Annotated in this window: 22 protein-coding genes and 1 pseudogene; 8 read left to right on the top strand and 15 right to left on the bottom strand. The window is 69.9% G+C overall.

What is annotated here, in order from left to right; all coding sequences use genetic code 11:
• Positions 1-288: 288 nt before the first annotated feature.
• Positions 289-1554, top strand: a complete 1266-nt coding sequence (cytX, locus tag AC1U89_RS19960) for a putative hydroxymethylpyrimidine transporter CytX (RefSeq protein WP_479901391.1) — start codon at positions 289-291, stop codon at positions 1552-1554.
• A 3-nt stretch (positions 1555-1557) separates the two neighbouring features.
• On the opposite strand, the gene AC1U89_RS19955 is transcribed toward cytX, so the two are convergent.
• Positions 1558-3669, bottom strand: a complete 2112-nt coding sequence (locus AC1U89_RS19955; protein WP_479901390.1) for an alkaline phosphatase family protein — start codon at positions 3667-3669, stop codon at positions 1558-1560.
• A 146-nt stretch (positions 3670-3815) separates the two neighbouring features.
• On the opposite strand from AC1U89_RS19955, the gene purD reads away from it, so the two are divergent.
• Entirely contained in the window at positions 3816-5102 is a 1287-nt protein-coding gene (gene purD, locus AC1U89_RS19950; protein ID WP_479901389.1) for a phosphoribosylamine--glycine ligase, read from the top strand.
• Positions 5103-5157: 55 nt separating this feature from the next.
• On the opposite strand, the gene AC1U89_RS19945 is transcribed toward purD, so the two are convergent.
• The gene (locus tag AC1U89_RS19945; protein ID WP_479901388.1) at positions 5158-5517 is read right to left on the bottom strand and encodes a VOC family protein; all 360 of its coding nucleotides are present in this window, start codon (positions 5515-5517) and stop codon (positions 5158-5160) included.
• Between the two features lie 300 nt (positions 5518-5817).
• Between AC1U89_RS19945 and AC1U89_RS19940 the strand changes: the two genes are divergently transcribed.
• Positions 5818-6897 (top strand): phosphotransferase family protein, encoded by a 1080-nt coding sequence (locus AC1U89_RS19940; RefSeq protein ID WP_479901387.1) that lies wholly within the window; start codon positions 5818-5820, stop codon positions 6895-6897.
• 147 nt (positions 6898-7044) lie between these two features.
• Here AC1U89_RS19940 and lpxK read toward each other — a convergent pair whose 3' ends face one another.
• The 5 genes from lpxK to AC1U89_RS19915 all read right to left on the bottom strand — a co-directional run bounded on the left by lpxK (position 7045) and on the right by AC1U89_RS19915 (position 13046).
• Complete coding sequence (gene lpxK / locus AC1U89_RS19935; protein ID WP_479901386.1) at positions 7045-8052, bottom strand: tetraacyldisaccharide 4'-kinase; 1008 nt, start codon at positions 8050-8052, stop codon at positions 7045-7047.
• Complete coding sequence (locus AC1U89_RS19930) at positions 8049-9329, bottom strand: 3-deoxy-D-manno-octulosonic acid transferase (RefSeq protein ID WP_479901385.1); 1281 nt, start codon at positions 9327-9329, stop codon at positions 8049-8051. The genes lpxK and AC1U89_RS19930 overlap by 4 nt, the downstream gene beginning before the upstream one ends.
• On the bottom strand, positions 9326-10339 hold the full coding sequence (locus tag AC1U89_RS19925; protein WP_479901384.1) for a cation diffusion facilitator family transporter: 1014 nt from the start codon (positions 10337-10339) through the stop codon (positions 9326-9328). The genes AC1U89_RS19930 and AC1U89_RS19925 overlap by 4 nt, the downstream gene beginning before the upstream one ends.
• Before the next feature lie 179 nt (positions 10340-10518).
• Positions 10519-11232: a lysophospholipid acyltransferase family protein gene (locus AC1U89_RS19920; protein WP_479901383.1), complete on the bottom strand. Its 714-nt coding sequence runs from the start codon at positions 11230-11232 to the stop codon at positions 10519-10521.
• Entirely contained in the window at positions 11229-13046 is a 1818-nt protein-coding gene (locus AC1U89_RS19915; protein ID WP_479901382.1) for an ABC transporter ATP-binding protein, read from the bottom strand. The genes AC1U89_RS19920 and AC1U89_RS19915 overlap by 4 nt, the downstream gene beginning before the upstream one ends.
• Positions 13047-13182: 136 nt before the next feature.
• Here AC1U89_RS19915 and AC1U89_RS19910 point away from each other — a divergent pair, with 136 nt between their 5' ends.
• Complete coding sequence (locus tag AC1U89_RS19910) at positions 13183-13848, top strand: tyrosine-protein phosphatase (RefSeq protein ID WP_337687822.1); 666 nt, start codon at positions 13183-13185, stop codon at positions 13846-13848.
• Between the two features lie 172 nt (positions 13849-14020).
• Here the strand turns inward: AC1U89_RS19910 and AC1U89_RS19905 are convergent, their stop codons facing one another.
• The 8 genes and pseudogenes from AC1U89_RS19905 to folE form a co-directional block, all read right to left on the bottom strand.
• On the bottom strand, positions 14021-14245 hold the full coding sequence (locus tag AC1U89_RS19905; RefSeq protein WP_029908790.1) for a DUF4170 domain-containing protein: 225 nt from the start codon (positions 14243-14245) through the stop codon (positions 14021-14023).
• A 24-nt stretch (positions 14246-14269) separates the two neighbouring features.
• A complete protein-coding gene (locus tag AC1U89_RS19900; protein ID WP_479901381.1) occupies positions 14270-15055 on the bottom strand; it encodes a 3'(2'),5'-bisphosphate nucleotidase CysQ in 786 nt (261 codons plus the stop codon).
• Positions 15052-16383 carry a TldD/PmbA family protein gene (locus tag AC1U89_RS19895; protein WP_479901380.1) on the bottom strand — a complete coding sequence of 444 codons (1332 nt, stop codon included), beginning with the start codon at positions 16381-16383 and terminating at the stop codon, positions 15052-15054. The genes AC1U89_RS19900 and AC1U89_RS19895 overlap by 4 nt, the downstream gene beginning before the upstream one ends.
• A 69-nt stretch (positions 16384-16452) precedes the next feature.
• On the bottom strand, positions 16453-17043 hold the full coding sequence (locus AC1U89_RS19890; protein ID WP_479901379.1) for a hypothetical protein: 591 nt from the start codon (positions 17041-17043) through the stop codon (positions 16453-16455).
• An 85-nt stretch (positions 17044-17128) separates the two neighbouring features.
• Positions 17129-17530: an MAPEG family protein gene (locus AC1U89_RS19885; RefSeq protein ID WP_029908783.1), complete on the bottom strand. Its 402-nt coding sequence runs from the start codon at positions 17528-17530 to the stop codon at positions 17129-17131.
• Between the two features lie 191 nt (positions 17531-17721).
• The gene (locus AC1U89_RS19880; RefSeq protein WP_479901378.1) at positions 17722-19557 is read right to left on the bottom strand and encodes a M14 family metallopeptidase; all 1836 of its coding nucleotides are present in this window, start codon (positions 19555-19557) and stop codon (positions 17722-17724) included.
• A gap of 201 nt (positions 19558-19758) precedes the next feature.
• Positions 19759-19836 (bottom strand): annotated as a pseudogene (locus AC1U89_RS19875) (zinc-ribbon domain-containing protein); the annotation flags it as partial.
• Between the two features lie 6 nt (positions 19837-19842).
• On the bottom strand, positions 19843-20484 hold the full coding sequence (gene folE / locus AC1U89_RS19870; RefSeq protein ID WP_029908777.1) for a GTP cyclohydrolase I FolE: 642 nt from the start codon (positions 20482-20484) through the stop codon (positions 19843-19845).
• A 181-nt stretch (positions 20485-20665) separates the two neighbouring features.
• Between folE and cysS the strand changes: the two genes are divergently transcribed.
• From cysS to AC1U89_RS19850, 4 genes are all read left to right on the top strand, one after another.
• Positions 20666-22054, top strand: a complete 1389-nt coding sequence (cysS, locus tag AC1U89_RS19865; protein WP_479901377.1) for a cysteine--tRNA ligase — start codon at positions 20666-20668, stop codon at positions 22052-22054.
• 128 nt (positions 22055-22182) lie between these two features.
• Positions 22183-22695, top strand: a complete 513-nt coding sequence (locus AC1U89_RS19860) for a DinB family protein (RefSeq protein WP_479901376.1) — start codon at positions 22183-22185, stop codon at positions 22693-22695.
• Between the two features lie 19 nt (positions 22696-22714).
• Positions 22715-23176 (top strand): SRPBCC family protein, encoded by a 462-nt coding sequence (locus tag AC1U89_RS19855; RefSeq protein ID WP_479901375.1) that lies wholly within the window; start codon positions 22715-22717, stop codon positions 23174-23176.
• 5 nt (positions 23177-23181) lie between these two features.
• The gene (locus tag AC1U89_RS19850) at positions 23182-23643 is read left to right on the top strand and encodes an iron-sulfur cluster assembly scaffold protein (protein ID WP_479901374.1); all 462 of its coding nucleotides are present in this window, start codon (positions 23182-23184) and stop codon (positions 23641-23643) included.
• The last annotated feature ends 52 nt before the right edge of the window (positions 23644-23695 follow it).

Genomic DNA, 23695 nt, shown 5'->3' with positions numbered 1-23695 from the left:
GGGCCCATGGCGAAGCCATGGGAGGGTGAGTGGTTACACCCTCACCGAATGGGGCTCGGTCGTTCAGCAGACCTTCGGTTGATCGCCGGATTCACGACCGGCAGGCGTGGCGCGCTTTTTCTGACACCTCGAAAGCGAGGTTGAACGTCTTGGGGTTTGCCGGCCGGCGGTGAAACCACTCACCCTCCCACCGCTTCGCGGCGGGCCCCTCCCTCTCTCTAAGAGAGAGGGGTTCCATGATGATCCCCCCGCTTCCGCCTCCACGATCCCACCTGCTACACCCGGCCCATGGCCCAGCTCGACGACTCTCCCGACGCCTATGACCCCCTGACCCCCGTCCCCGCCGAGCGCCGGGCCCTGGGCGGGCTCGACGCGTTTTCCCTGTGGTTCAGCCTGGGCATCGGCCTGCTGGTCCTGCAGGCCGGCGCCTTCCTGGTCCCGGGCCTCAGCCTGGGCGCGGCCCTGGCGGCGATCGTCGTGGGGTCGGTGCTGGGGGCGCTGCTGCTGGCCGCCGCCGGGGTGGTGGGGGCCGACACCGGGCTTTCGGCCATGGGGTCGCTGCGGCTGGCCCTGGGGGCGCGTGGGGCGGCGGTCCCGGCCGTGCTCAACGCCGTCCAGCTGACCGGCTGGGGCGCGTTCGAGATCATCGCCATGCGCGATTCCGCCGACGCCCTGGTCAAGCAGACTTTCGGCCTGTCCAACCCCCTGCTGTGGACCCTGGCCTTCGGCGCCCTGGCCACCGGCCTGGCGGTGATGGGGCCGGTGTCGTTCGTGCGGCGGTTCCTGCGGGCCTGGGGCCTGTGGCTGCTGCTGGCCGGGGCGGGCTGGCTGACCTGGCGGCTGCTGGCCGACCATGACCTGGGCGCCCTGATGGCCAGAGCCGGGACGGGCGAGATGAGCTTCGGGGCCGGGGTCGACCTGGTGGTGGCCATGCCGCTGTCGTGGCTGCCGCTGATCGCCGACTACACCCGCTTCGGCCGCTCGCCGCGCGGCATGTTCCGCGGCGCCTTCGTCGGCTACCTGCTGGCCAATGTCTGGTTCATGGGCCTGGGCGCGGCCTACGCCCTGGTGGCCGGAGGCGGCGAGGACCTGCTGCTGTCGGCCCTGGCGGCCAGCGGCGGCGGGATCGCCCTGCTGCTCATCGTCATCGACGAGACCGACAACACCTTCGCCGACATCCATTCGGCCGCCGTCTCGACCGCCACCCTGGTCCGCGTGGGACCCGCCCGCCTGGCCGTGGGTTTCGGCGTGATCTGCACCGCCATCGCCCTGCTGGCCCCGATGGCCCGCTACGAGACTTTCCTGCTGCTGATCGGCTCGGTGTTCGCGCCGCTGTTCGGCGTGCTGCTGGCCGACCACTTCATCGTGCGCCGTCGCCAGGGCGGGACCGCCGGGGCGCTGAACCCGGCGGGCCTCGTGGCCTGGGCGGTCGGCGTCGGGGCCTACCAGGCCTTGAGCCGGTGGGCGCCCGATGTCGGCGCGACCCTGCCGGCTTTCGCGACGGCGGCGGCGGTCTATCTGGCGACACGGCTCACGTGGCGGCGCCTGGCCTAGCCCTCACACCTGGGCCGGCCACGGCTCGACGGTCCAGGCGTCGCCGTTGGCGGCGGTGGTGATCCACTCGCCCTGGCCCCAGCGGGTGTCGCGGGTCAGGACCTGGTTGCCGTAGAACAGATTGACCAGGTGGACCCGGTCGCCGAAGCGCAGCGGCAGGTTGGGATCGTTGGCCTTCTGGATCCGCCAGGTCTGCTTTTTCAGGTTTTCGCCGTCCAGGTACTCGTCGGTGTAGTAGCAGTCGTGGGAGTCGGCCCACGCGCCCATGATGTTGTGGGCTCCCGTCACCGACTCCCGCGTCACCAGCAGGGCCAGCGTGCCGTTGGCGATCTGCCCCGGCGGATCGGCGACGGGGGTGACGAAGGCCAGCGGCGCCTTGCCCGCGTGGCCCAGGGTGGGGAACCAGGCGGCCACGCCCAGGTCCACGCAGACATTGGTCAGGGCCGTGGGCAGGACCGAGCCGCCGCCGGCCACCTTCATGGTGGCGTAAGCCGGGCTCAGATACTGGCCGTTCGGATTGCGCAGCATGAAGGTGTCGCCGAAGTGGACCGGGTCGCCGTTCTTGCGGGCGGCGTCCAGGAACGCCAGCGCCCGCTCGTCGGTCCGGGCCTGGCCCAGGGTGACGACGTCGTCGAAGGTGGGGGCGTTCTTGACCCGCGCGCCGAACTGCGGCGCCAGGTCCGGGCGGTTGAGCTTCTTCAGGGTGGTGGCGATCAGCGAGGCGTGGTCGTAGGGCGTGGCGGTCGGCGACCGGAACACCGTGCCCTTCTTCACATAGGGCGAGACGATGATGGTCGGCACGCGCGCGCCCAGGCGGTCGAACTTGAAGCCGGCCTTGTTCTGGTAGGGCGGCTTGCCGTTCGGGGCCCAGGGCGGCTGCACCTTGCCCGGCTTCAGGTCCTCGGTCTGGTGGTCGAACGACCCGACGAACTCGTCGAAGGTGATCAGCAGCAGGGTCTTGTTCCAGGCCGCCTTGTTGGAGATCAGGCTGGTGTAGACCTCCTTGACGAACTGCTCGCCGGCCAGGGCGCTGCCCGGCGGGTGGTAGTCGTTGCCCAGGGCCGTGAACAGGTTCTGGTAGACCGGGTTGTCGACCGTGGTGTGCGAGATGGTCCAGTACGGCTCGATATAGCTGAACTTCGGCAGCTGGCCGGCGCGGGCCTTGCGGTGGAAGTCCTCCAGCTTCCCGAAGTGGGCGGCGGCGTTGGGGATCTTGCCGCTGATCTGCGGGAACAGGCGCCATGTGTAGCAGGAGTTCAGCTGGCCGGAGGTCAGCTCGATCAGGTACTGGATGTAGGGGTTGAGCAGGGCCAGCACGGCGGCGACGGCGATCCCGATCGCCGGGCTGACGATGGCCAGCAGGGCCAGCAGGGCCTTCTGGTTCTGCAGCAGGGACGAGATCTTCTGCGGCAGGTAGCTGGTCTGGTAGAAGACGTTCCAATCGGCCCCGGCCGTGTTCAGGGCGTTGAAGATCGTGGGGGCGTCGACCCGGTCGTCGCCGATCGCCATGCCCAGGATCTGCTCGATCTTCTTGGCCTGCGGATTGGTCTCCAGGTCGCCGTTGTTGATCATCCCGTTCGACGTGCCGCACATCAGGAACGAGCGGTTGGGATTGGTCTGCGACGGCACCGAGGCGTACCAGGCGTCGCTGACCGCGTAGTGCCGGGCCAGCTGGTTCAGCACCGGCGCCTGGCCGGGCGTGAAGCTCTGCATGATCCTGGGCGCGATCCGGCGGATGTCGGCGTCGCTGACCTTCAGCTTCTGCAGGACCTCGACATAGTCCTCCAGCACCCCCTTCATCGTGATCGGCGCGTCGGGGCCGGCGTTCTTGCCGCTGAACTGGGTGTGGACCTGGGCGAACTCCTCGCCGGGCGCGCGATCGGGCACGGTGAATCCCGTGACGCCGCGCGTCGGCTTGGCGCTGAGCGTGCCGTTCAGGGCGGTGTTGATGAAGGCGTCGGGATTKACCGACTGCAGCCCCCGGAACGGCGGGCCGGAGTTCGGCGGGATGAAGGCCTCGGGCTTGTCGTTCTGGTAGAGCCAGCCCAGCATGCTGTCGAACGAGCGGTTCTCCAGCATCAGCACGACGATGTGTTCGATGTTCGCGAGCGACATGGCGTTCTCTCCCGTGGCCCAGGTTCGAGCTCGGCCGGGAGGGTGCTACCTTGTGGCGAGTTATGTCAATATTCCATTATGAGGTGCGCTCGCGACCGCGTCATTCGCCTTGACCGCGCGGCCCGCTCACGCGACACCCCGGCCTCATGGAAAAGCTGAACATCCTGCTCGTCGGGTCCGGCGGGCGCGAGCACGCCCTGGCCTGGAAGATCGCCCAGTCGCCGCTCTGTGGGCGGCTCGTCGCCGCCCCGGGCAATCCCGGGATCGCCCAGGTCGCCGAGCTGAAGCCGGTCAAGGTCACCGACGTGGCGGGCCTGGTGGCCCTGGCGCAGGAGATCGCCGCCGACCTGGTGGTGGTCGGGCCGGAATCGGCGCTGGAGGTCGGCTTGGCCGACGAACTGGCCAAGGTCGGCATCCCCTGTTTCGGCGGCAGCGCCCAGGCCGCGCKGCTGGAGACCTCCAAGGCCTTCACCAAGGACTTCTGCCGGCGCCACGGCCTGCCGACGGCGGCCTATGGCGTGTTCGAGGACGCGGCCTCGGCCGGGACCTTCCTCGACACCCTGGAAGCCCCGTTCGTGATCAAGGCCGACGGCCTGGCGGCGGGCAAGGGCGTGGTGATCGCCGCCACGCGCGCCGAGGCCGACGCCGCGGTGCTGGACATGCTGGGCGGCCGCTTCGGCTCGGCCGGCGCCCGGGTGGTGATCGAGGAGTTCATGCACGGCGAGGAGGCGTCCCTCTTCGCGATCTGCGACGGCAAGACGGCGGTCCTGTTCGGCGCGGCCCAGGACCACAAGCGCGCCTATGACGGCGACGAGGGCCCCAACACCGGCGGCATGGGCACCTATTCGCCGCCGCCGGTCCTGACCCAGGCCCTGGTCGACCAGGCCTGGCGCGAGCTGATCGTCCCCACGGTCGAGGGCATGGCGGCCGAGGGCTGCCCCTATGTGGGCGTGCTCTATGCCGGCCTGATGCTGACCCCGACCGGCCCCAAGCTGGTTGAGTACAACGCCCGCTTCGGCGACCCCGAGTGCCAGACCCTGATGCTGCGCCTGGAAAGCGACATCGTCCCGATCCTGCTGGCGGCGGCCAAGGGCGACCTGGCGTCGGCCGACAAGCCCGTCTGGCGCGACGAGGCGGCGATCTGCGTGGTGCTGGCGGCCCAGGGCTATCCCGACAAGCCGGTGACCGGCGGCGTCATCCAGGGCGCGGAGTCCGACTACGGCCACGAGGCCGAGATCTTCCACGCCGGCACGGCCCGCGACGCCGACGGCCGGCTGGTCGCCTCGGGCGGCCGGGTGCTGAACGTCTGCGCCCTGGGCGCGACCCTGCACGAGGCGCGGGACGTGGCCTATGCGGCCCTCGGCACGCTCTCGCTGGAAGGCGGGTTCTACCGCAACGACATCGGCTGGCGGGCGCTGAGCCAGCACGGCTGACGGTCGAGCTACGGCTGGGGACAGGCGCATGCGCCTGTCCCCGTTTCGCGCGCGGCTACCCCCGGTGCGCCACCTCCACCAGGATGTCGCCCGGCGCGGTCAGGTAGAAGGCGAAGGCCCCGTGCTGCATCGACGGCGGTTCGACGGCCAGGCCGCCGGCCGCCATGCGGGCCTGGAGGTCCGACACCGCCTCCCGGCTCTCCAGGTGGAAGCCGATGTGGAACGGGATCGGCCAGGTCTGGGCCCCGTCGCGGCGCAGGCGGCTGAGCACCAGCACCAGGCCGGCGGGGTCGCGCAGGATGGACAGGCCGTCCTGGCCCAGGGTCCGCTCGTGGGTGAAGCCCAGCCAGGCGACGAAGAAGTCCCGCGTCGCGGCGACGTCGGGCACGGGCAGGTCGATATGGTTCAGGCGCATGGCGCTCTCCTTCAGGTGAGGCGCGGCGCACGGAGGTTCGATCGGGATTGACCAGGACCACGCACGCCGAGCCGGCGACGCGTGATCGCGCCGTCGTCTCGCCGTGGGTCCCTGCCGTGAGGCGTGGGTACAGGTTCCCCGAAGTTCGGAGCGACCGGGCTTACCTCTTCCGGTCCATGGCCCTTTTTCGACGGGGCGATTGTAGCCGGCTTCCGCAGGACGTCTCAAGCCGCCTGAAGGGTTGCGTCGCCGTCCCCACGCTCTAATGTCGCTTTCAAACAAGCGTTGGGGAGAAAGCGCATGGCCGCCGCCGAACAGTCCGCCCAGGACCTGAACTCCGGGACCAAGCCCGTCGACCCGCGCCACGCGATCGACGAGGCCAGGCTGGCGGCCTGGCTGGAGGCCAATGTCGAGGGCTATGCCGGCCCGCTGGAGGTGCGCCAGTTCAAGGGCGGCCAGTCGAACCCGACCTACCAGCTGGTCACGCCCGCCAGGAAGTACGTCCTGCGCCGCAAGCCGCCGGGCAAGCTGCTGCCCAGCGCCCACGCCGTGGACCGCGAGTTCAAGGTGATCTCCAGCCTCAACAAGGTGAACTTCCCCGTCGCCAAGGCCTACGCCCTGTGCCTGGACGAGGACGTGATCGGCACGATCTTCTACGTGATGGACAACGTGGAGGGCCGGATCCTGTGGGACGGGACTCTGCCCGACTACCAGCCGGCCGAGCGCCGGGCGATCTACGAGGCCGAGATCGCCACCCTGGCGGCCCTGCACAATGTCGACTACGCCGCCGTCGGCCTGGCCGACTACGGCAAGCCGGGCAACTACTTCGCCCGCCAGATCGACCGTTGGACCAAGCAGTACAAGGCGTCGGAGACCCGCCAGCTGGAGGACATGGACCGGCTGATGGACTGGCTGCCCAAGAGCTGCCCGCCCGACGACATGACCTCGATCGTCCACGGCGACTACCGCCTGGACAACATGATCCTGCACGCGACCGAGCCGAAGGTGGTGGCGGTGCTGGACTGGGAGCTGTCGACCCTGGGCAACCCGCTGGCCGACTTCAGCTACTTCCTGATGAACTGGGTGATGCCGTCCGACCAGCGCGGCGGCCTAGCCGAGATCAAGGACCTGACGGCCTACGGCGTGCCCACCATCGACGAGGCCGTGGCCCAGTACTGCAAGCTGACCGGCCGCGACGGCCTGCCGAACCTGGACTGGTACTTCAGCTACAACCTGTTCCGCCTGGCGGGCATCTGCCAGGGGATCGTGGGGCGGGTGCGGGACGGCACCGCGGCCAGCGCCCATGCGGAGATCATGGAGGCGCGGGTGCCCGTTCTTGCCAGGGGCGCGTGGGAGTTCGCGAAGAAGGCCGGCGCCTAGACGGCGAACACTTGCCCCCTACGGACCGCTTCGCGGTCGTCTTCCCCCAGAGGGGGAAGAGGCGCCGCCGCCGGCGCGGTGCGTGTCCTCCGCCCCCTATGGGGGCGGACAGGCGGCGAAGCCGCCAGGTGGGGGCAAGTCGGTGAGCTACAGGCCTGCTGACTCCAGCAAGGCCCCCAACGCCCCCTCGTCCTCGAACCGCGCCCTGACCGGCCAAGGCGTCACCTTGTCCCGCCATTCCTGGGGCAGCCGCACCCAGTCCTTTTCGGTCGTCACCAGGCCGGCGCTGTAGGTCGCCGCGCGGTCCGCCAGGAACCGCAGCGTCGCCTCGTCATAGTCGCCGTGGTCGGGATAGGGCGCGAAGTCCACCAGGTGGCAGCCGGCGGCCTTCAGGGCGCGCTCGACCTTCCAGGGCTTGCCGATGCCGGCGAAGCCGACCTGGCGGCCCCTGGGCGGGGGGACGGCGGGCTCCAGCCTGGCGATCAGCACCGGCGTGTCGCCGAACAGGGCCAGCAGCGCGGGATCGGCGGCCGGCAGGTCGTCGGGCAGCAGCACGATCACCGCATCGGTGCGGGCCAGGCTGGCGGCCAGGGGCTCGCGCATCGGCCCGGCCGGGAACACCTTGCCGTCGCCGAACGGCCATTCGTCGTCGCGGGTCTCGCCGTCGACCACCACCAGCGACAGGGTCTTGCGCAGGTCCGGGTTCTGGTGGCCGTCGTCCATGACCACCACCTCGGCCCCGTTGGCTGCGGCCTTGCGCGCGCCCAGCACGCGGTCGCGCGACACCCACATCGGGAAGTCCTGGGCCAGCATCAGCGGCTCGTCGCCGACGTCCCTGGCGGTATGGCGGCTGGAGTCGACCCGCACCGGACCCTTCAGCCGCCCGCCATAGCCGCGCGACAGGCCGTGAGCGCGGCGACCGCGCTGGGTCAGGGTCAGCAGCAGCTCGCGGACGATCGGCGTCTTGCCCACTCCGCCGACCGTGAAGTTGCCGACGCAGATCACCGCGCAGTCGGCGCCGCGCGGCTGGGTGCGGGCGATGCGGCGGGCGGTCTGGGCGGCCCAGATCCACGACAGCGGCGTCAGCAGGGCGCGGGTGACGGGACTGGGCGCGCCGTCGCGACGGTACCACCAGCGGGGCGTGGCCAGCTTCATGCCCCAGTCTCCACGTCGGCGTCCGCGTCCAGCAGGGCGACGATCCGGTCCAGGCCGGCCCGGGCCTCGGCGTCGCGGCGGGCGACGAAGGCCTGGGCGCGGTCGGCCTGCAGCTTCAGGCTTTCCGGCCCGGCCAGCAGGTCGGCCAGGCGCGCGCCCAGCACCGAGGCGTCGGCAAAGGCCACGCCGTCGGCGTCGCGCAGGTCGGCATAGGCGGTCAGCCAGTTCTCGACATGGGGGCCCGAGACGATCGGGCAGTCCAGCCGCGCCGGCTCCAGCGGGTTGTGGCCGCCGATCCCGGCCACCAGGCTGCCGGCCACCAGGGCCAGGTCGGCCAGGCGGTACCAGAGGCCCAGCTCGCCCAAGGTGTCGGCGACGATGACCTCGGCGCTGTCGTCGGGCTCGCGGCTGCGCAGGCAAACGGTGGCCCCGGTCGCCAAGGCCAGGTCCGCGACCACGGGGCCGCGGTCGGGATGGCGGGGGACGATCACCAGGCGGGGGCGGTCGGGAAGCGACCGCCAGGCCTCCAGCACGATCTCGTCCTCGCCCGGATGGGTGCTGGCGGCCAGCAGCAGCGGACGGTCGCCCAGGCGCACGCGCAGGCTGGCCAGGGCGGCGGCGTCGACCGGCAGGGCGTCCGAGCCGAACTTCAGGTCGGCCTCGCCGGCCACCACGCCGCCCAGGCTGGCCAGCCGCTCGGCGGCGCGGCCGTCCTGGGCCAGGATCAGGTCGAAGCCGCTGAACAGCTCATAGGCCGCGAAGGGCCGGGCCCGCCAGCCGTCGTAACTTTTATCGGACAGCTTGGCCGAGACCAGGGCCAGCTTCACCCCGCGCGACTTGGCGGTCAGCAGCAGGTTGGGCCACAGCTCGCTCTCGACGAACACCGCCAGGTCCGGCCGCCAGTGGTCCAGGAACCGCCGGGCGCCGCCGGGCGTGTCGACCGGCAGGAACTGGTGGACCGCGCCCTCCGGCAGCCGGCGGGCCAGGAGCTGGGCCGAGGTGACGGTGCCCGAACTCACCAACACTGTAACGTCCGGCCGCTCGGCGCGGAGGCGCTCGACCAGGGGCAGGATCGACAGGCTCTCGCCGACGCTGGCTCCGTGCAGCCAGACCAGCCGGCCTTCGGGGCGCGGGACGGTGGGGCGGCCCAGGCGCTCGTGCAGGCGCGCGCGGTCCTCCTTGCCGGCCTTGGCGCGGCGGTCCAGCAGCAGGGGCGCGAACGGCTCCAGCGCGGTCGTCGCCGCGCGGTACAGCGCCAGGGACAGGGGAAGGCTCACACCGCGTCCGCGCCGGCCAGGTGGCAGGTGGCCACGCCGCCCGACTCCACCTGGATGGTGACGTGGCCGATCTTGAACCGCTTTGACATCTCGCCGCAGATGTCGTGCAGGAACCGGTCGTTGTCGGGATTCTCGGGGCGCACCAGGTGGGCGGTCATGGCCGTCTCGGTGGTGCTCATGGCCCAGATGTGCAGGTCGTGGACCTCGGTCACGCCCGGGCGCTCGGCCAGCCAGGCCTTGACCGCCTTGGGGTCGATGCCGCGCGGGGCGGCGTCCAGGGCCAGGTCCAGGCTGTCGCGCAGCAGGCCCCAGGTGCCCAGCACGATCACCAGCACGATGCCCAGGCTGACCACCGGGTCCAGCCACAGCCAGCCGGTCGCCCACATGGCGGCGGCGGCCACCACGACCCCGGCCGAGATGGCCGCGTCGGCGGCCATGTGCAGGAAGGCCCCGCGGATGTTCAGGTCGTCCTCGGAGCCCTTCATGAACATCAGGGCCGTGGCGGTGTTGATGACGATGCCGATCCCCGCGACGATCATCACCGGGCCCGCCTCGATCGGCTGGGGATGGGCGAAGCGGCGGGCGGCCTCCCAGGCGATGGCCCCGACGGCCACCAGCAGGAAGACGGCGTTGGTCAGCGAGGCCAGGATCGTGCCCTTGCGCAGGCCGTAGGTGTGGCGTCCGCCCGGCGCCTTCTTKGCCAGGATCACCGCGCCCCAGGCCATGAACAGGCCCAGCACGTCCGACAGGTTATGGCCGGCGTCGGCCAGCAGGGCCAGCGAGTGGGTCATCAGGCCGGCGACGGTCTCGGCCAGCACGAAGCCGATGTTCAGCGCCGCCCCGATCGCGAAGGCCTTGCCGAAGTCCTTGGGCGCGTGGTGGTGGCCGCCGGGGCCGTGGTGGTGATGGTGGTGGCCGTGCGCATGATCGTGATCATGGTGGTCGTCGTGGGCGTGATCGTGGTGATCATGACCGTGATGATCGTGCTTGTGATCGTGAGCGTTCGGCATGGGGTCTACATCCCACCAAGGGGCGGGCCTTTCAACCGTCATGCCCAGCGGCTCACCCACTTGCCCCCTACGGATCGCTTCGCGATCGTCTTCCCCCATAGGGGGAAGATGCGCGTCCTCCGCCCCCTATGGGGGCGGACAGACCGCGAAGTGGTCAGGTGGGGGCAAGTGGGTGAGCCTCAGACTTGGTCCGGCTCCAGCCCCACCAGCGCCTCCGCCCGCCGCGTCACCGCCGACAGCTGCGCCGCCCAGGCCTCGACCAGGGCGTCCGGATCGTCCCCACGGCCCGCCGCCGTCGGCGCGCTCCAGACCATGGCGGCCTTGGCGAAGGGCAGGGGGATCACGGTGCGGTCCCACGAGCCCAGGCGGAGGCAGGGCTTGGCGGCCAGGCCGACGAAGATCACCGGCGCGCCGGTCACCCGGGCCAGGGACGGGGTGCCCTTCTCCATCCGCTCGGCCGGGCCGCGCGGGCCATCGGGGGTGATGGCGATGCCGCCGCCGTCCTTGACCCACTTGATCATGTCGCGGAAGGCCTGCTCGCCGTGCTTGTTCTTGGCCGGGTCGGTCTTCTTGGTCGACGAGCCGCGGATGGCGGGGAAGCCCAGCTTTTCCACCGTCTGGGCGATGAACTCGCCGTCGGCCGAGCGCGAGATCAGGGCGCGCATGTCCTGGCGCTCCGGACCCTGCGGCCAGGTCAGCGGCGACATCGGGATGCGCGCGTGCCAGAAGCACAGGATCGCCCCGGTCCCGGTTTCGCGGCCCTGGGCCCACACCGCCTCGGCGTGCTCCTGGCCCTCGCGGGTCATGCGCAGGGTGTGGAAAACCAGCTTGGAATAGCCGGCGAAGATCGACGACACGATCTGGATCACCAGCGGCCAGCGCAGGGGCCTCATTCGGCGGCTCCCGTTTCCGGAGAGATGGCGGCGGGAACGTGGTCCAGGTTCTGGGCCTTGGCCAGGCGGGCGTAGAGGCCCTTCTGGCGCACCAGCGAGGCGTGGGTCCCGGTCTCGACCACCCGGCCCTTGTCGATCACATAGATGCGGTCGGCGCCCTTCACGGTCGACAGGCGGTGGGCGATCAGGATCGTGGTGCGGCCGGCCATCAGCCGCTCCAGCGCCGCCTGGACCTGGGCCTCGCTCTCGGTGTCCAGGGCGCTGGTCGCCTCGTCCAGCAGCAGGATCGGGGCGTCCTTCAGGAAGGCGCGGGCGATGGCGATGCGCTGGCGCTGGCCGCCCGACAGCCGCGTGCCGGCCTCGCCGACGATGGTGTCGTAGCCCAGGGGCAGGTCGCCGATGAACTCGTGCGCCGCCGCCTGGCGGGCCGCGGCCTCGATCTCGTCCTCGGCGGCGCTGGGCCGGGCGTAGGCGATGTTGGCGCGGATGGTGTCGTCGAACAGGAACGGCTCCTGGGTGACCAGAGCGATGCGATCGCGCAAGCTGGCCAGGGTCACCGACCGCACGTCGTGGCCGTCGATGGTCACCGCCCCGCCGGTCACGTCGTAGAAGCGCGGGATCAGGTTGAGGATCGAGCTCTTGCCGCCGCCCGAGGGGCCGACCAGGGCGACCGTCTCGCCCCGATTGGCGGTCAGGCTGACGTCCGACAGGGCCGGGGCGTTGTCGCCATAGGCGAAGTCGACATGGTCCAGGGCGATGGCGGCCTCGCCCGTCGGCAGGGCCTTGGCGTCGGCGGGATCGGTGATCGTCGGCTCGACGTCGAGGGCCGCGAACAGCCGGCGGGCGGCGGTGAAGCCCTCGGTGAACACCGTCTGCAGGTTGGCCACCTGGCGCAGCGACTGGGCGGCCATGATCAGGGCGCTGAGGAAGGCGAAGAAGGCGCCGGCCGTCAGGGTCCCGCCCAGCACGCCCGCCCCGCTGGTCGCCCGCCAGCCGGCGTAGACGAAGACGGCGGCGATGATCAGGGTGGTGAACAGCTCGGTGGACGGCGCGGCCATGGCCTTGGCGTTGCTGCCCTTGATCAGGTGGCGCTGGCGACGCTCCACCACCGTGGCGACGCGCGACTCCTCGTAGGCCTCGCGGTTCTCCATCTTGACGATCTTGATGCCGTCCAGGCTCTCCATGATCGCGGTCGACAGGTTGGAGGTCTCGCCCATGGCCCCCTTGGCGGCCTTGGTGGTCTTCTTCGAGAAGCGGCGGATGATCAGGCTGGACAGCGGGGCGATGACCAGCACGCCGGTCGCCAGGATCGGGTCCAGCTGGAACATGACCACCAGGGCGCCGATCACGGTCAGGAACTCGCGGGTGTAGTTGACCACGCCGCTGGTCGCGGCCTCGCGGATCAGGGTGGCGTCATAGAGCACCGACGAGACGTAGGAGCCCGAATGGGCGCCGCGCAGCCGGGCCAGGTCCGAGCGCACCAGCTTGCCGAACAGCCGGACCTGCACGTCGCCGACCACGCCGTTGCCGATCCGGTTGATGGCGGTGGCCTGGGCCACCTGGAACAGGGCGCGGGCCCCGGCCAGGGCGGCGATCAGCAGCGGGATGCGCAGCAGGGCCCCGGCCTGGGGATGGGTGATCAGCTGGTCGATGGCCGGCTGGATGATCTTGGTCAGGGCCGCGCTCAGGGCCGCGATGATGGCGGCGCTGACGATGGAGACGGTCAGGCCCTTCCAGCGCGGCCTGAGGTAGTCGCGCCAGATCCGCGCGGCCAGGACGCGGTTGGTCAGCGGGGGCGCGGCGGGGTCGGTCATGCGGCAGGGGTCGGATTTCGCGCGTTGGGTGTCAACGCCCTCTGGCTTGTCATTGCGGCGGGGGTGCGGCGCTGTGGCTTTTGCATTACAGGGCTGTGGCGCCTAATTAGGCGTCTTCACCCAAAGGAACGCCCGCTTGCCCGGCTACGACACCACGACCCGCTGGGGACGGTTCAAGACCTATCTCTCGTACCTCTGGCACGACCACGCCTATCTGCGTCTGGGCTTCAAGAACGACCACTGGATCAGCCCCGAGCTGGTGCGCACCAACCAGCCCTGGCCCCACCAGCTGGCCGAGTGGAAGAAGAAGGGCGTCAAGACGATCATCAACCTGCGCGGCGGGTTCGACGGCAGCTTCTACGCCCTGGAGAAGTACGCCTGCGAGAAGGTCGGCCTGAAGATGGTCGACTTCGTGATCACCTCGCGCGAGGTGCCGATCAAGGAACGGGTGCTGGGCGCCCGCGACCTGTTCGAGAGCATCGAATATCCCGCCCTGATGCACTGCAAGTCCGGCGCGGACCGGGCGGGCATCATGAGCGTGCTCTACTGCCACTACCGCCTGGGCCTGCCGATCGAAGAGGCGATGGAGCAGCTGTCGTTCAAATACCTGCACATCAAGCAGGGCAAGACCGGCGTGCTGGACTACACCTTCGAGCGCTACCTGAAGGACGCCGCCCCCAAGGGCCTGACCTTCACCCAGTGGGTGGAGAGCCCCGACTACGACCCTGTCAAGATCAAGGCCGACTTCCGGGCCGGGATGATCGGCGGGATCGTGACGGAGGGGATTCTGAGGCGGGAATGATCTTTCCCCCTTGCGGGAGAGGGTGGCCCCGCGAAGCGGGGTCGGGTGAGGGGTTGAAGAACAGAAACGCCGCGGCCAGCCTTGAAGCTGTCGCGGCGTTTTGCGTTTGTGCGACCCCTCATCCGGCGGCTGCGCCGCCACCTTCTCCCGCAAGGGGAGAAGGATTGGGAATCTAGTCCAGGCTCGGATCCAGCAGCTTGTGGGCGTGGATGATGAAGTACCGCGCATGGGCGTTGTCGACGGTGGCCTGGGCCTTGGCCTTCCAGGCGGCGTGGGCGTCGGCGTAGTTGGCGTAGGCGCCGACGAACTCGACCTGGCTGAGGTCGCGGAACTCGATATCGGAAACGTTCTTCAGTTCACCGCCGATCACGAGGTGAAGAAGCTGCTTGTCGCTCATGGCGTGGAATTTCCTGCGCGGAAGTTATCGTTGGGGCAGGTCGATATGCCCGACGCGTGACAGGATCAACGGGTGAAGCGCGCGATTGGCGCAAACGACGCTCGGAAGCAGCGGATTTGATCGATTGTAGGTGAAGGCGCGGCCCTTGTGGTCGGTCAGGACGGCGCCGGCCTCGGCGCAGATCAGGTCGGCGGCGGCCAGGTCCCACTCGTTCTTGGGCGACAGGGCGACAGCGGCGTCGAAGGCCCCGGCGGCCACCAGGCACAGGCGGTAGGCGATCGAGTTGCGGCTCTCCACCCGCATCGGCGGCCACGGCTCGCGCCAGGCCGGGTGCACGAACATCTTGGCGTCGCCCAGCATGGCGGCGTCCTCGAGGTCGTCGGTGTCGCTGGGACTGACGGCCGCGCCGTTCAGCGTGGCGCCGCCGCCCAGGGTGGCGACATAGGTCTCGTCCAGGGCCGGGGCGTGGACCACGCCGGCGATCGGCCGGCCGGCCTCGACCACGGCGATCGACACCGTGAACCAGGGCTTGCCCTTCATGAACGACTGGGTGCCGTCGATCGGGTCGACCACGAACTGGCGCGGCGTGGCCAGGCGGGCGGGGTCGTCGGCGGTCTCCTCCGACAGCCAGCCGTAGTCCGGCCGGGCCGCGCCAAGGGTCTTCTTCAGCAGGGCGTCCACCGCCAGGTCGGCGTCGGTGACCGGCGAGCCGCCGTCCTTGGACCAGATCTTCAGGCCCTCGGCGCGGGCCGAGAGCGCCAGGGCTCCGGCGTCGCGCGCGGCCGAGAGGATCAGGTCCAGGTCGGTCATTTTCCGGCGATCGCCAGGGCGTCCACCAGCAGGGACGGGCTGTTGCTGGCCCCGCGGATCTCCAGGTCCGAGCCGGGGACCAGGCGGGCGTAGATGTCGATCAGGTTGCCGGCCACGGTGATCTCGGTGACGGGGCCCGTCGAGACGCCGTTCTCGAACCAGAAGCCCGAGCAGCCCACCGACCAGTCGCCGGTGTTGCCGTTCAGCGAGGGGCCGAACATCGAGGTGACCAGGAGGCCCGTGCCGGCGTCGGCCATCAGGCCGGCCAGGTCCTTGTCGCCCGGCTGCAGGGTCAGGTTATGGGTCGAGACGCCCGAGGGACCGGCCAGGCCGCGCGAGGCGTGGCCGGTGCTCTGCATCCCCAGCTGCTTGGCCGAGCTGATGTTCATCAGCCAGGTGATCAGCACKCCGTCGTCGATCAGGGCGCGCTGTTCGCAGGCCACGCCCTCGTCGTCGAACGGGGCCGAGCCCAGGCCGCGCATGCGGAACGGGTCGTCCAGCAGGTTGACGCCCTTGGCGAAGATGGCCTGGCCCAGCTTGTCCTTCAGGAACGAGGTCCCGCGGGCGATCGACGGGCCCGAGATCGCGCCGATCAGCGGGCTGAGCAGCGACATGGCCAGGCGGTTCTCGAAGATCACCGGGGCGGTGGTCGAGTCGATCTTGCGCGGGTTCAGCTTGGCGACCGCCTGCTGGCCGGCCTTGGCGCCGATGCTGGTCGGGCTGGGCAGGTCGGCGGCGTGGCGGGTCGAACGGCCCTCGCCGCCGCGCTCCATGCCCGCGCCCTCGCCGGCGATGGCCGAGGCCGAGACGCCGAAGCCGCTGGCCTGATGCAAGCCAGCAAAGCCTTCGCTCGTAACGAGCCGCCAGGTCGAGGCGCTCCACGACGACGAGCCGCCGTCGGAATTGGTCACGCCGTCGACGGCGCGGGCGGCGGCTTCGGCCTCGCGGGCCTGGGCCTCCAGGGTCTCGGCCGAGGGCTCGGTCGGGTCGAAGAGGTCCAGGTCGCGGAACGGCGCGCGGGCCAGGCGGTCGGCGGGCGCCAGGGCGGCGTAGGGGTCTTCCGGCGCCAGGCGGGCCATGGCCACGGCCCGGTCGATCAGCTTGGCGCGGCCTTCGGCCGAGATGTCCGAACCCGACACCGTCGCGCTCTGCTTGCCGACGAAGACGCGCAGGCCGATGTCGCGGGACTCCTCGCGCTCGACCTCCTCCAGCTCGCCCAGGCGGACGCTTACGGAAAGGGACTGGCGCTGCGCGAACACGGCTTCGGCGGCGTCGGCGCCGGCGGTCCGCGCGGCGGCGAGCACGTCATGCAACAGGTTTTCATCCATGCGGTCTTATGGACGAGGGGGCGGGGGCGCGGCAAGGCGGGTTCGACCGGCGCCGCCGGCGACCGGGGATCAGGCCGTCGGCCGGACCCGCTTGAACGTCGCGATCCAGTTCGCCTCCCAGGTCTTGCCGCCGTCTGCCGAGAAGGCCTGTTCCAGGGCGAAGGTCCTGTCGGTCACGTCGGAGAAGATGAAGCGGACGAAGATCGACCGGCCGCCMAGGGTCTCCTGGTCGTAGAACTCGCCGCGGCCGTCCCGGAATCCGCCGACCATCGGCGTCCCGAGGTCGCCGTCCCGGCTGTTGGCGAAGCGGATGGACCATTGGCGGGTCGCCGGATCGTAGAGCCGCAGGCTCAGGCCCTGGATGCGGCCGGCCGGGCCGCTGACGTCGATCTCGCCGAGATTGGCCTGGCCGCCCCAGACCTTCCGGACGATCGAGCTGCCGTCGTACTCGACCCAACTGCTGGAGCCGGTCAGGGGATGCTCGAGGCGGCGGATATGGGTGGTCCAGTCGCCGAACTCGAAGTCGAAATCGTGGTGGCCGTCGGGGCGCGGCGCCGGCGCCGCCACGGCTGGGGACCCGACCTGGGCGAACCCAGCCGTGGGGGTCAGGACCAGCGCCAGCAGCAACGGGCTCGCACGGAAAAGTCGGAAGGCGCGCATCCAGGGTCCTCGGCGTCCAGGGGGACTCGAGGAAGCCTGCGCGCTTTCTCAGCGCGGGTAGAGGTCCACTTCGCGCGAAAACAACCTAGCCAATCGCGTAGAACAGCAGGGCCACAGCGCCGAAGATGTAGGCCACCCAGGTGCAGATCATGCCCAGGGCGCGCGGGATCGAGGCGCCGCCGCTGTTGGACAGGCCCACGGCGTGGATCAGCCGGCCGGCGAACAGCACCAGGCCCACCACGTGGATGGCCAGCGGCGGAGCGCCGACCAGGGCCAGGACGATGATCGCCGCCAGGCCGACGGGGATGTACTCGCTGGCGTTGCCGAAGGCGCGGATGGCGCGGGCCAGCTCGGGGATGCCTTCGTCGCCGAGGGCCACCTTGTGCTTCTGCCGCAGGCGCACGACCAGCAGCGACAGGGTCAGCAGGAGCAGGACATGCAGCCCCACCCACAGGGCGGCGGCGTGTCCGGAGGCGATGGTGTCCATCGGGATTTACTCGTGAAACTGGATCGAACGTGCCGAATAAGGCTCAGCGTTCGGCCAAGCTGGCAAGATGGCTCGTCGGGAAGGCGACTAGCCTGGGCGCCGAGCCCGAAGGTGGGGACACACACTCACTCCACGATCGTGGCCGATCCGGCATGAGCCGTGGGGTGAGTGTGTGTCCCCTTCTTAGCCCACTACAGCTCGCGCCCGATCGGATAGAGCTTGTAGTGGTCGTCGTAGTACGGCGTGCGCGCATAGAACCACCCCAGCCGCGCGTCGGGATCGGCGGCGAACTTGGGGTCGGCGGCCAGCTTGGCCTCGAACTCGGCCTTCAGCTTGGGATCGGCGGCCAGCATCTTCTCGGCCAGCGGGGCCAGGGCGTAGCCCTCGATGTATTCCACGCGCTGCAGCACCTCGGGGAACAGGCCCCAGGCGAAGAAGCTCTCGTCGCTTTCCGGCTCCAGCAGCAGGGTGACCAGTTCACCCAGCGGCTGGTCGGTGGAGACGCGGACCGAGCCGGCGGGCCAGATCACCGTGCGGGTCTCGTGGGTGACCGGGCCGGCGTCGATCTCGACATGGCCCTCGCTGGCGTGGGTGGCGATCTTCGGCGCGGTGAAGCGGATCATGTCGACCGACACGGTCTTGGGCGCCGCCAGGGTCTCCATCGCCACCCCGTGGGCCCGCAGGCGCTCGATCACGTCGGGCTTGGCCGAGGAGATCCAGTAGGCCTTGGGCGGGGTCAGCTGAAGCGACGGCTCGGCGGCGAACAGGGGTAGGGACCAGGGCTTGGGATCGGGCTTGCCCAGCCAGCGCACCTCCTTGCCGCCCGTGGCAGGGGAGTCGTAGGTCTCGTACTGCACGCCCAGGAACGACACGGTGCGCAGCGGCTTGTCGCCGCCGCCCTTGCCGAAGCCGGTCCCGAAATTGGCCTCGACCACGGCCGGGCGCCGGGCGCGGTCGGCCGTCTCGGCGGCGCGCAGGGCCGCGCCGTCCTTGGCCAGGACCTTCAGGCTCTCCTCGAGCAGGACATAGGTCCCCAGCACCCGCTGGCGGTAGGGCTTGAGCGAGTGGTTCTCGACCAGCACCGTGGCCATGCCCACCGCGTCGCCATAGCCGTTGGAATAGCGCAGCGAGGCCGGGGACGAGCCCAGGCCCTTCTTCGGGTCGCGGTCGTCCAGGGCGAAGACCAGCTGTCCGGGCACGTGCCCCGCCGCCTTCAGCCCGGCCTGGGTGGCCGGCAGGTAGGTGTTATCCAGCCAGGCGCTGGTGGCCTTCGACCGTGCGAAATCGCCCAGATAGCCGGCCCAGCCATAGGTGACGTCGTACTGGTAGTCCTCGCCGTCGGTGACGTGGATGTCCATGTAGAGGTCGGGCCGGACCTGGTTGATCAGGCCGATCATCGCCCGCATCTCCGGCGCGTCCAGCTTGCCGTAGTCGCGGTTCAGGTTGAGGTTCTGGGCCGTGTGCCGCCAGCCCTGGATCACGGGACCGCGCTGGTTGGGGCGGCTGTAGGGGCTGGCCCGCTCGTGGCCGTCGACGCTGAAGATCGGCACGAAGACGAGGTTCACCTTGTCGAGCAGGACATCCTTGCCGTGGAACGCCATGTCCCGCAGCAGCATCATGCCGGCGTCCTTGCCGTCGATCTCGCCCGGATGGATGCCGGCCTGGACCAGCAGCACGGGCTTCTTGGGATCGAACTTGTCGCCGTCCTTGGAGACGTACAGCACCAGCAGGTCGCGGCCCTCGGGCGACTTGCCGAAGACCTCCATGCGGATCAGGGGCGAGGCGGCGTCCAGCTTCTCGAGCCAGGCGCGGGTCTCGGCGTAGTTCGGCGAGGCCGTCAGGCCGGTCAGCTCCGACGGCGTGATCCAGGGATCGGAGGGCTTGGCGACCAGCTTCTCGCTGGCCCCATGCCAGGGCAGGGTCGGGGGGAGGATGTCGGACTCCCAGGGAGCTTTCGGAGTCTGCGCCATGGTCGTGCCCGCCATCATCGCGACGGCCAGAGCCGCCAGCCCGGTCTTCCAGATCATGCTACGCCCCAAACCACTCGTCTTCGGACGCCTTCGCTACAGGAAGGTTCCGCAGACGCCGAGTCCCGGCATCGCGGGATTGGAGGAGCGTCGCTAGAAAATCGCCGCGATCGCCTTCAGCGCGCCCTCGATGACGACATTGAAAGCGACCTCCATCCCGAAGCCCTTGGCGCGGGCGCCCATCGACTCGGGCATTCGAGCGCCGCATCGCGGGCATGCGTTGGCGGACGGCCGCAGGTCCTTGCCGCAATCGGTGCAATAGGGCCTGGGCCGCGCCATGGCGGGCTATTTCCGCGTCACCAGGTCCATGAAGCGCTGCTGCAGGACCTTGTCGGTCTTGAACGCGCCGCGGAACTGGGTGGTGATCGTCGAGACGTCGTGGTGGTGCACGCCGCGGGTCGACATGCACTGGTGCTCGGCGTCGATCAGCACGGCCACGCCGGCGGCGCTGAGGTGGTCCTCGATGGCGTCGGCGATCTGCATGGTCATGGTCTCCTGGGTCTGGAGACGCTTGGCGAAGATCTCGACCAGGCGCGCCAGCTTGGACAGGCCCACGACCTTGCCGGTCGGCATGTAGGCCACCCAGGCCTTGCCCAGGAACGGCGCCATGTGGTGCTCGCAGTGGCTCTGCACGTCGATGCCGCGCAGCATGACCATGTCGTCATAGCCCTGCACGTCCTCGAAGGTGCGCGACAGCTCCGTGGCCGGGTCGCCGTGATAGCCGGCGAACCACTCGCCATAGGCGTCGACCACGCGCTGGGGCGTGTCGAGCAGGCCTTCGCGGTCGGGGTTGTCGCCGGCCCAGGCCAGCAGGGTCCGGACGGCGGCCATGGCCTCGTCTCGGGTGGGGCGCTGGGCGGGTTCAAGATCAAGACCGGTGTCAGTATCGAGACCGATCAGGGTTCGCTCGCGGGTCAGTGCGTCCATGTGCGGGAAGGGTCTTTCCACGGGCTGAGTTGCGCCAGGACGCCTTTCGTCCTGGAATTACGCGTGCCACCCGTCGCGAACATCGAGCCAATTCAATCGTGGTCGTGCGCGCGTGCTCTCGTTATATGGGGCCGATCCGTATCCCCGCAACACTCCCGCGACGTCAGGCCGCTCCCTTCCCATGACCATCAAGCTTCACGACACCATGGCGCGCGAGAAGCGCGACTTCGTTCCCGCTGATCCCAGCCGGGTGACGATGTATGTCTGTGGGCCGACGGTCTACAACCACGCCCACATCGGCAATTTCCGGCCGGTGGTGGTGTTCGACGTGCTGTTCCGCCTGCTGCGCCATGTCTATGGCGCGGACGCGGTGGTCTATGCCCGCAACGTCACGGACGTGGACGACAAGATCAACAAGAAGGCCTTCGACGAGGGCGTGGCGATCAAGGTCATCACCGACCGCTACCTGGCGGCCTATCACGAGGACGCCGACGCCCTGCTGGCCCTGCGCCCGACCCTGGAGCCCAAGGCCACCGAGCACATGGGTCCGATCGTCGAGATGATCGGCAAGCTGGTCGACAACGGCAAGGCCTACGCCGCCGAGGGCCACGTGCTGTTCGACACCCAGGCGTTCGCCGACTACGGCGCTCTGTCGGGCCGCGACCTGGACGACATGATCGCCGGCGCCCGGGTCGAGGTCGCGCCCTACAAGCGCCACCCCGCCGACTTCGTGCTGTGGAAGCCCAGCAAGGAGAACGAGCCCGAGTGGGACAGCCCCTGGGGCGCGGGCCGCCCGGGCTGGCACATCGAGTGCTCGGCCATGATCGACAAGCAGCTGGGCCGGACGATCGACATCCACGGCGGCGGCATCGACCTGACCTTCCCGCACCACGAGAACGAACTGGCCCAGAGCCGCTGCGCCCATGGCGCGCCGGTCCTKGCCAACTACTGGCTCCACAACGGCTTCCTCGACATGTCGGGGGAGAAGATGTCCAAGAGCCTGGGCAATGTGATCATCCCGCACGAGCTCTTGAAGAGCACCCCGGGCGAGGTGATCCGCTGGGCGCTGCTGTCGGGTCACTACCGCCAGCCGCTGGACTGGACGCCCGAGCTGGTCGAGCAGAGCAAGAAGGCGCTGGACCGCCTGTACGGGGCCCTGCGCCGCGCCAAGACCGTCGAGGCCGGCGAGTCCGAGCCTTCCGACGACGTGCTGGCCGCCCTGTCGGACGACCTGAACACCCCGCTGGCGGTTTCCGGGTTCTTCGAGCTCTCCAGCGCCATCGAGCGGGCCGTGACGGCCGGCGACGAAGCGGCGATCGCGGCCAACAAGGGCCGGCTGCTGGCCACGGCCGGCCTGCTGGGCTTCCTGCAGGCCGATCCGGACGCCTGGTTCGAGGGCGACGCCGACGACGACCTGAAGGCCAAGGTCGAGGACCTGCTCAAGCGCCGGTTCGAGGCCCGCGCCGCCAAGGACTGGCCCGCCGCCGACGCCATCCGCGCCGAGCTGGACGGCCTGGGCGTGGTGGTCATGGACGGCCCCGCCGGCGCGACCTGGCGCATGAAGGACTAGCCCCACCCCACTATCCGTCATTCCCGCCACAAGGGCGGGAATGACGGTGGTTGGAAAGGTGCGGAATTAGGCTAGATTACAGTCCTAAACTTCTGGTCCTGCGTTCGCCGGGATGAGCGGATTTTCAAATGCGCGCCTACTTCCAGATGTTCGCCGGCTACAACGCCTGGGCCAACCACCGCATCCACGCGGCTTGCGCCTTGCTGGACCAGGCCGACTATCTGGCCGACCGCGGGGCGTTCTTCGGCTCGATCCATGGCGCGCTGAACCATCTGATCGTCACCGACCGCATGTGGCTGGCGCGGCTGCGGGGCCAACCCCTGCCGCCGGAGGGCCTGGACGCGGTGATCTTCCACGACCTGGCCACCCTGCGCGCGGCGCGAACCCACGAGGACGCGGCCCTGTCCAACCACGTCGCCGGCCTGACCGACGAGCAGCTGGCCGGCGTCTTCCGCTGGACCCGCAAGGCCGACGGCGCGACCGTGACCCAGCCGCTGTGGGCCGCCCTGGCCCATATCTTCAACCACCAGACCCACCATCGCGGCCAGGTCCACGGCCTGCTCAGCCAGGCCGGCCAGGATCCGCCCTCCCTCGACCTGCCGGTCTTCCAGAAGGCCAGCGGCTTGGGCTTCATCGATTGACAGTGCTAGACGGACACCCATGCAACGCGCCGTAGAATTCCGAACCGGGGTCCAGGCCCCCGCCGAGATCGTCTGGGAAGTGATCTCCGACTTCGCCTCGTGGAAGGACTGGAACCCCGTCCATCCGCGCATGGAGGGCGAGATGCGCATCGGCACGGCGCTGCGTTTCGACCTGGTGGTCGGCGACGGCCCGGCCCAGCTGGTCGAGGCGGTGGTCCAGGACTGGGTGCCGTACGAGCAGCTGCACTGGCGCACCAAGCGACTGAACGGCTTCGTCACGGCGATCCGCTATCTGGAGATCGAGAAGATGAGCGACTCCGGCTCGACCTTCTCGAACGGCGAGCTGTTCATGGGCCCGCTGGTCCGTTTCGTCAGCCGTGACGAGCGGCGTCGCCTGAAGGCGGCCTTCACCCGCATGGGCGAGGCGGTCAGGGCGCGGGCCGAGACCCTCTGGTCGGAACGCCAGAGCAGCCCCACATAAGCGGCATGATCGACGACCTCTATTCGGCCCGCATCCTGGGGCTGGTGGCCAACATGCCCCGGGCCGGACGCCTGGCCGCGCCCGACGCCAGCGCCGAGAAGACGGCCAAGCTGTGCGGCAGCCGGATCGTCATCGACGTGACGGTGGCGGACGGCAAGGTCGCCGACTTCGCCCAGGACGTGACCGCCTGCGCCCTGGGCCAGGCCTCGGCCGCGATCCTCGGCGCCCAGGTGATCGGGGCCGATCTTTCCGAGATCGAGTTGGCCCGCGACGCCTTGCACGCTATGCTCAAGTCGAACGGTCCCGCTCCCACGGGTCGATTTTCGGAGCTCGCCGTGCTGGAGCCGGTCAAGGACTATCCCGCCCGTCACGCCTCGACGCTTTTGGCGTTCGAGGCCGCGGTCGAAGCTGTCCGCGAGGCCACAGGCCGGACCCAAACCCGAACTAGCCGCGTCGGCGCCGCTTGATCGGGTCTTTTCGCTAGTCGATAAGGGCCCGACTCCGTTCGCGAAAGCGCCG

The organism is Caulobacter sp. 05T431 (genome assembly GCF_056665975.1).
This window is presented reverse-complemented; position numbering and strand designations above follow the sequence as displayed.

Bases quoted from the DNA above. Each gene is read 5' to 3' on its own strand.
- cytX (WP_479901391.1), top strand. From the start codon at position 289: ATGGCCCAGCTCGACGACTCTCCCGACGCCTATGACCCCCTGACCCCC.
- AC1U89_RS19945 (WP_479901388.1), bottom strand. From the start codon at position 5,517: ATGCGCCTGAACCATATCGACCTGCCCGTGCCCGACGTCGCCGCGACG.
- AC1U89_RS19940 (WP_479901387.1), top strand. From the start codon at position 5,818: ATGGCCGCCGCCGAACAGTCCGCCCAGGACCTGAACTCCGGGACCAAG.
- lpxK (WP_479901386.1), bottom strand. From the start codon at position 8,052: ATGAAGCTGGCCACGCCCCGCTGGTGGTACCGTCGCGACGGCGCGCCC.
- AC1U89_RS19920 (WP_479901383.1), bottom strand. From the start codon at position 11,232: ATGAGGCCCCTGCGCTGGCCGCTGGTGATCCAGATCGTGTCGTCGATC.
- AC1U89_RS19915 (WP_479901382.1), bottom strand. From the start codon at position 13,046: ATGACCGACCCCGCCGCGCCCCCGCTGACCAACCGCGTCCTGGCCGCG.
- AC1U89_RS19905 (WP_029908790.1), bottom strand. From the start codon at position 14,245: ATGAGCGACAAGCAGCTTCTTCACCTCGTGATCGGCGGTGAACTGAAG.
- AC1U89_RS19900 (WP_479901381.1), bottom strand. From the start codon at position 15,055: ATGACCGACCTGGACCTGATCCTCTCGGCCGCGCGCGACGCCGGAGCC.
- AC1U89_RS19885 (WP_029908783.1), bottom strand. From the start codon at position 17,530: ATGGACACCATCGCCTCCGGACACGCCGCCGCCCTGTGGGTGGGGCTG.
- AC1U89_RS19880 (WP_479901378.1), bottom strand. From the start codon at position 19,557: ATGATCTGGAAGACCGGGCTGGCGGCTCTGGCCGTCGCGATGATGGCG.
- folE (WP_029908777.1), bottom strand. From the start codon at position 20,484: ATGGACGCACTGACCCGCGAGCGAACCCTGATCGGTCTCGATACTGAC.
- AC1U89_RS19860 (WP_479901376.1), top strand. From the start codon at position 22,183: ATGCGCGCCTACTTCCAGATGTTCGCCGGCTACAACGCCTGGGCCAAC.
- AC1U89_RS19855 (WP_479901375.1), top strand. From the start codon at position 22,715: ATGCAACGCGCCGTAGAATTCCGAACCGGGGTCCAGGCCCCCGCCGAG.
- AC1U89_RS19850 (WP_479901374.1), top strand. From the start codon at position 23,182: ATGATCGACGACCTCTATTCGGCCCGCATCCTGGGGCTGGTGGCCAAC.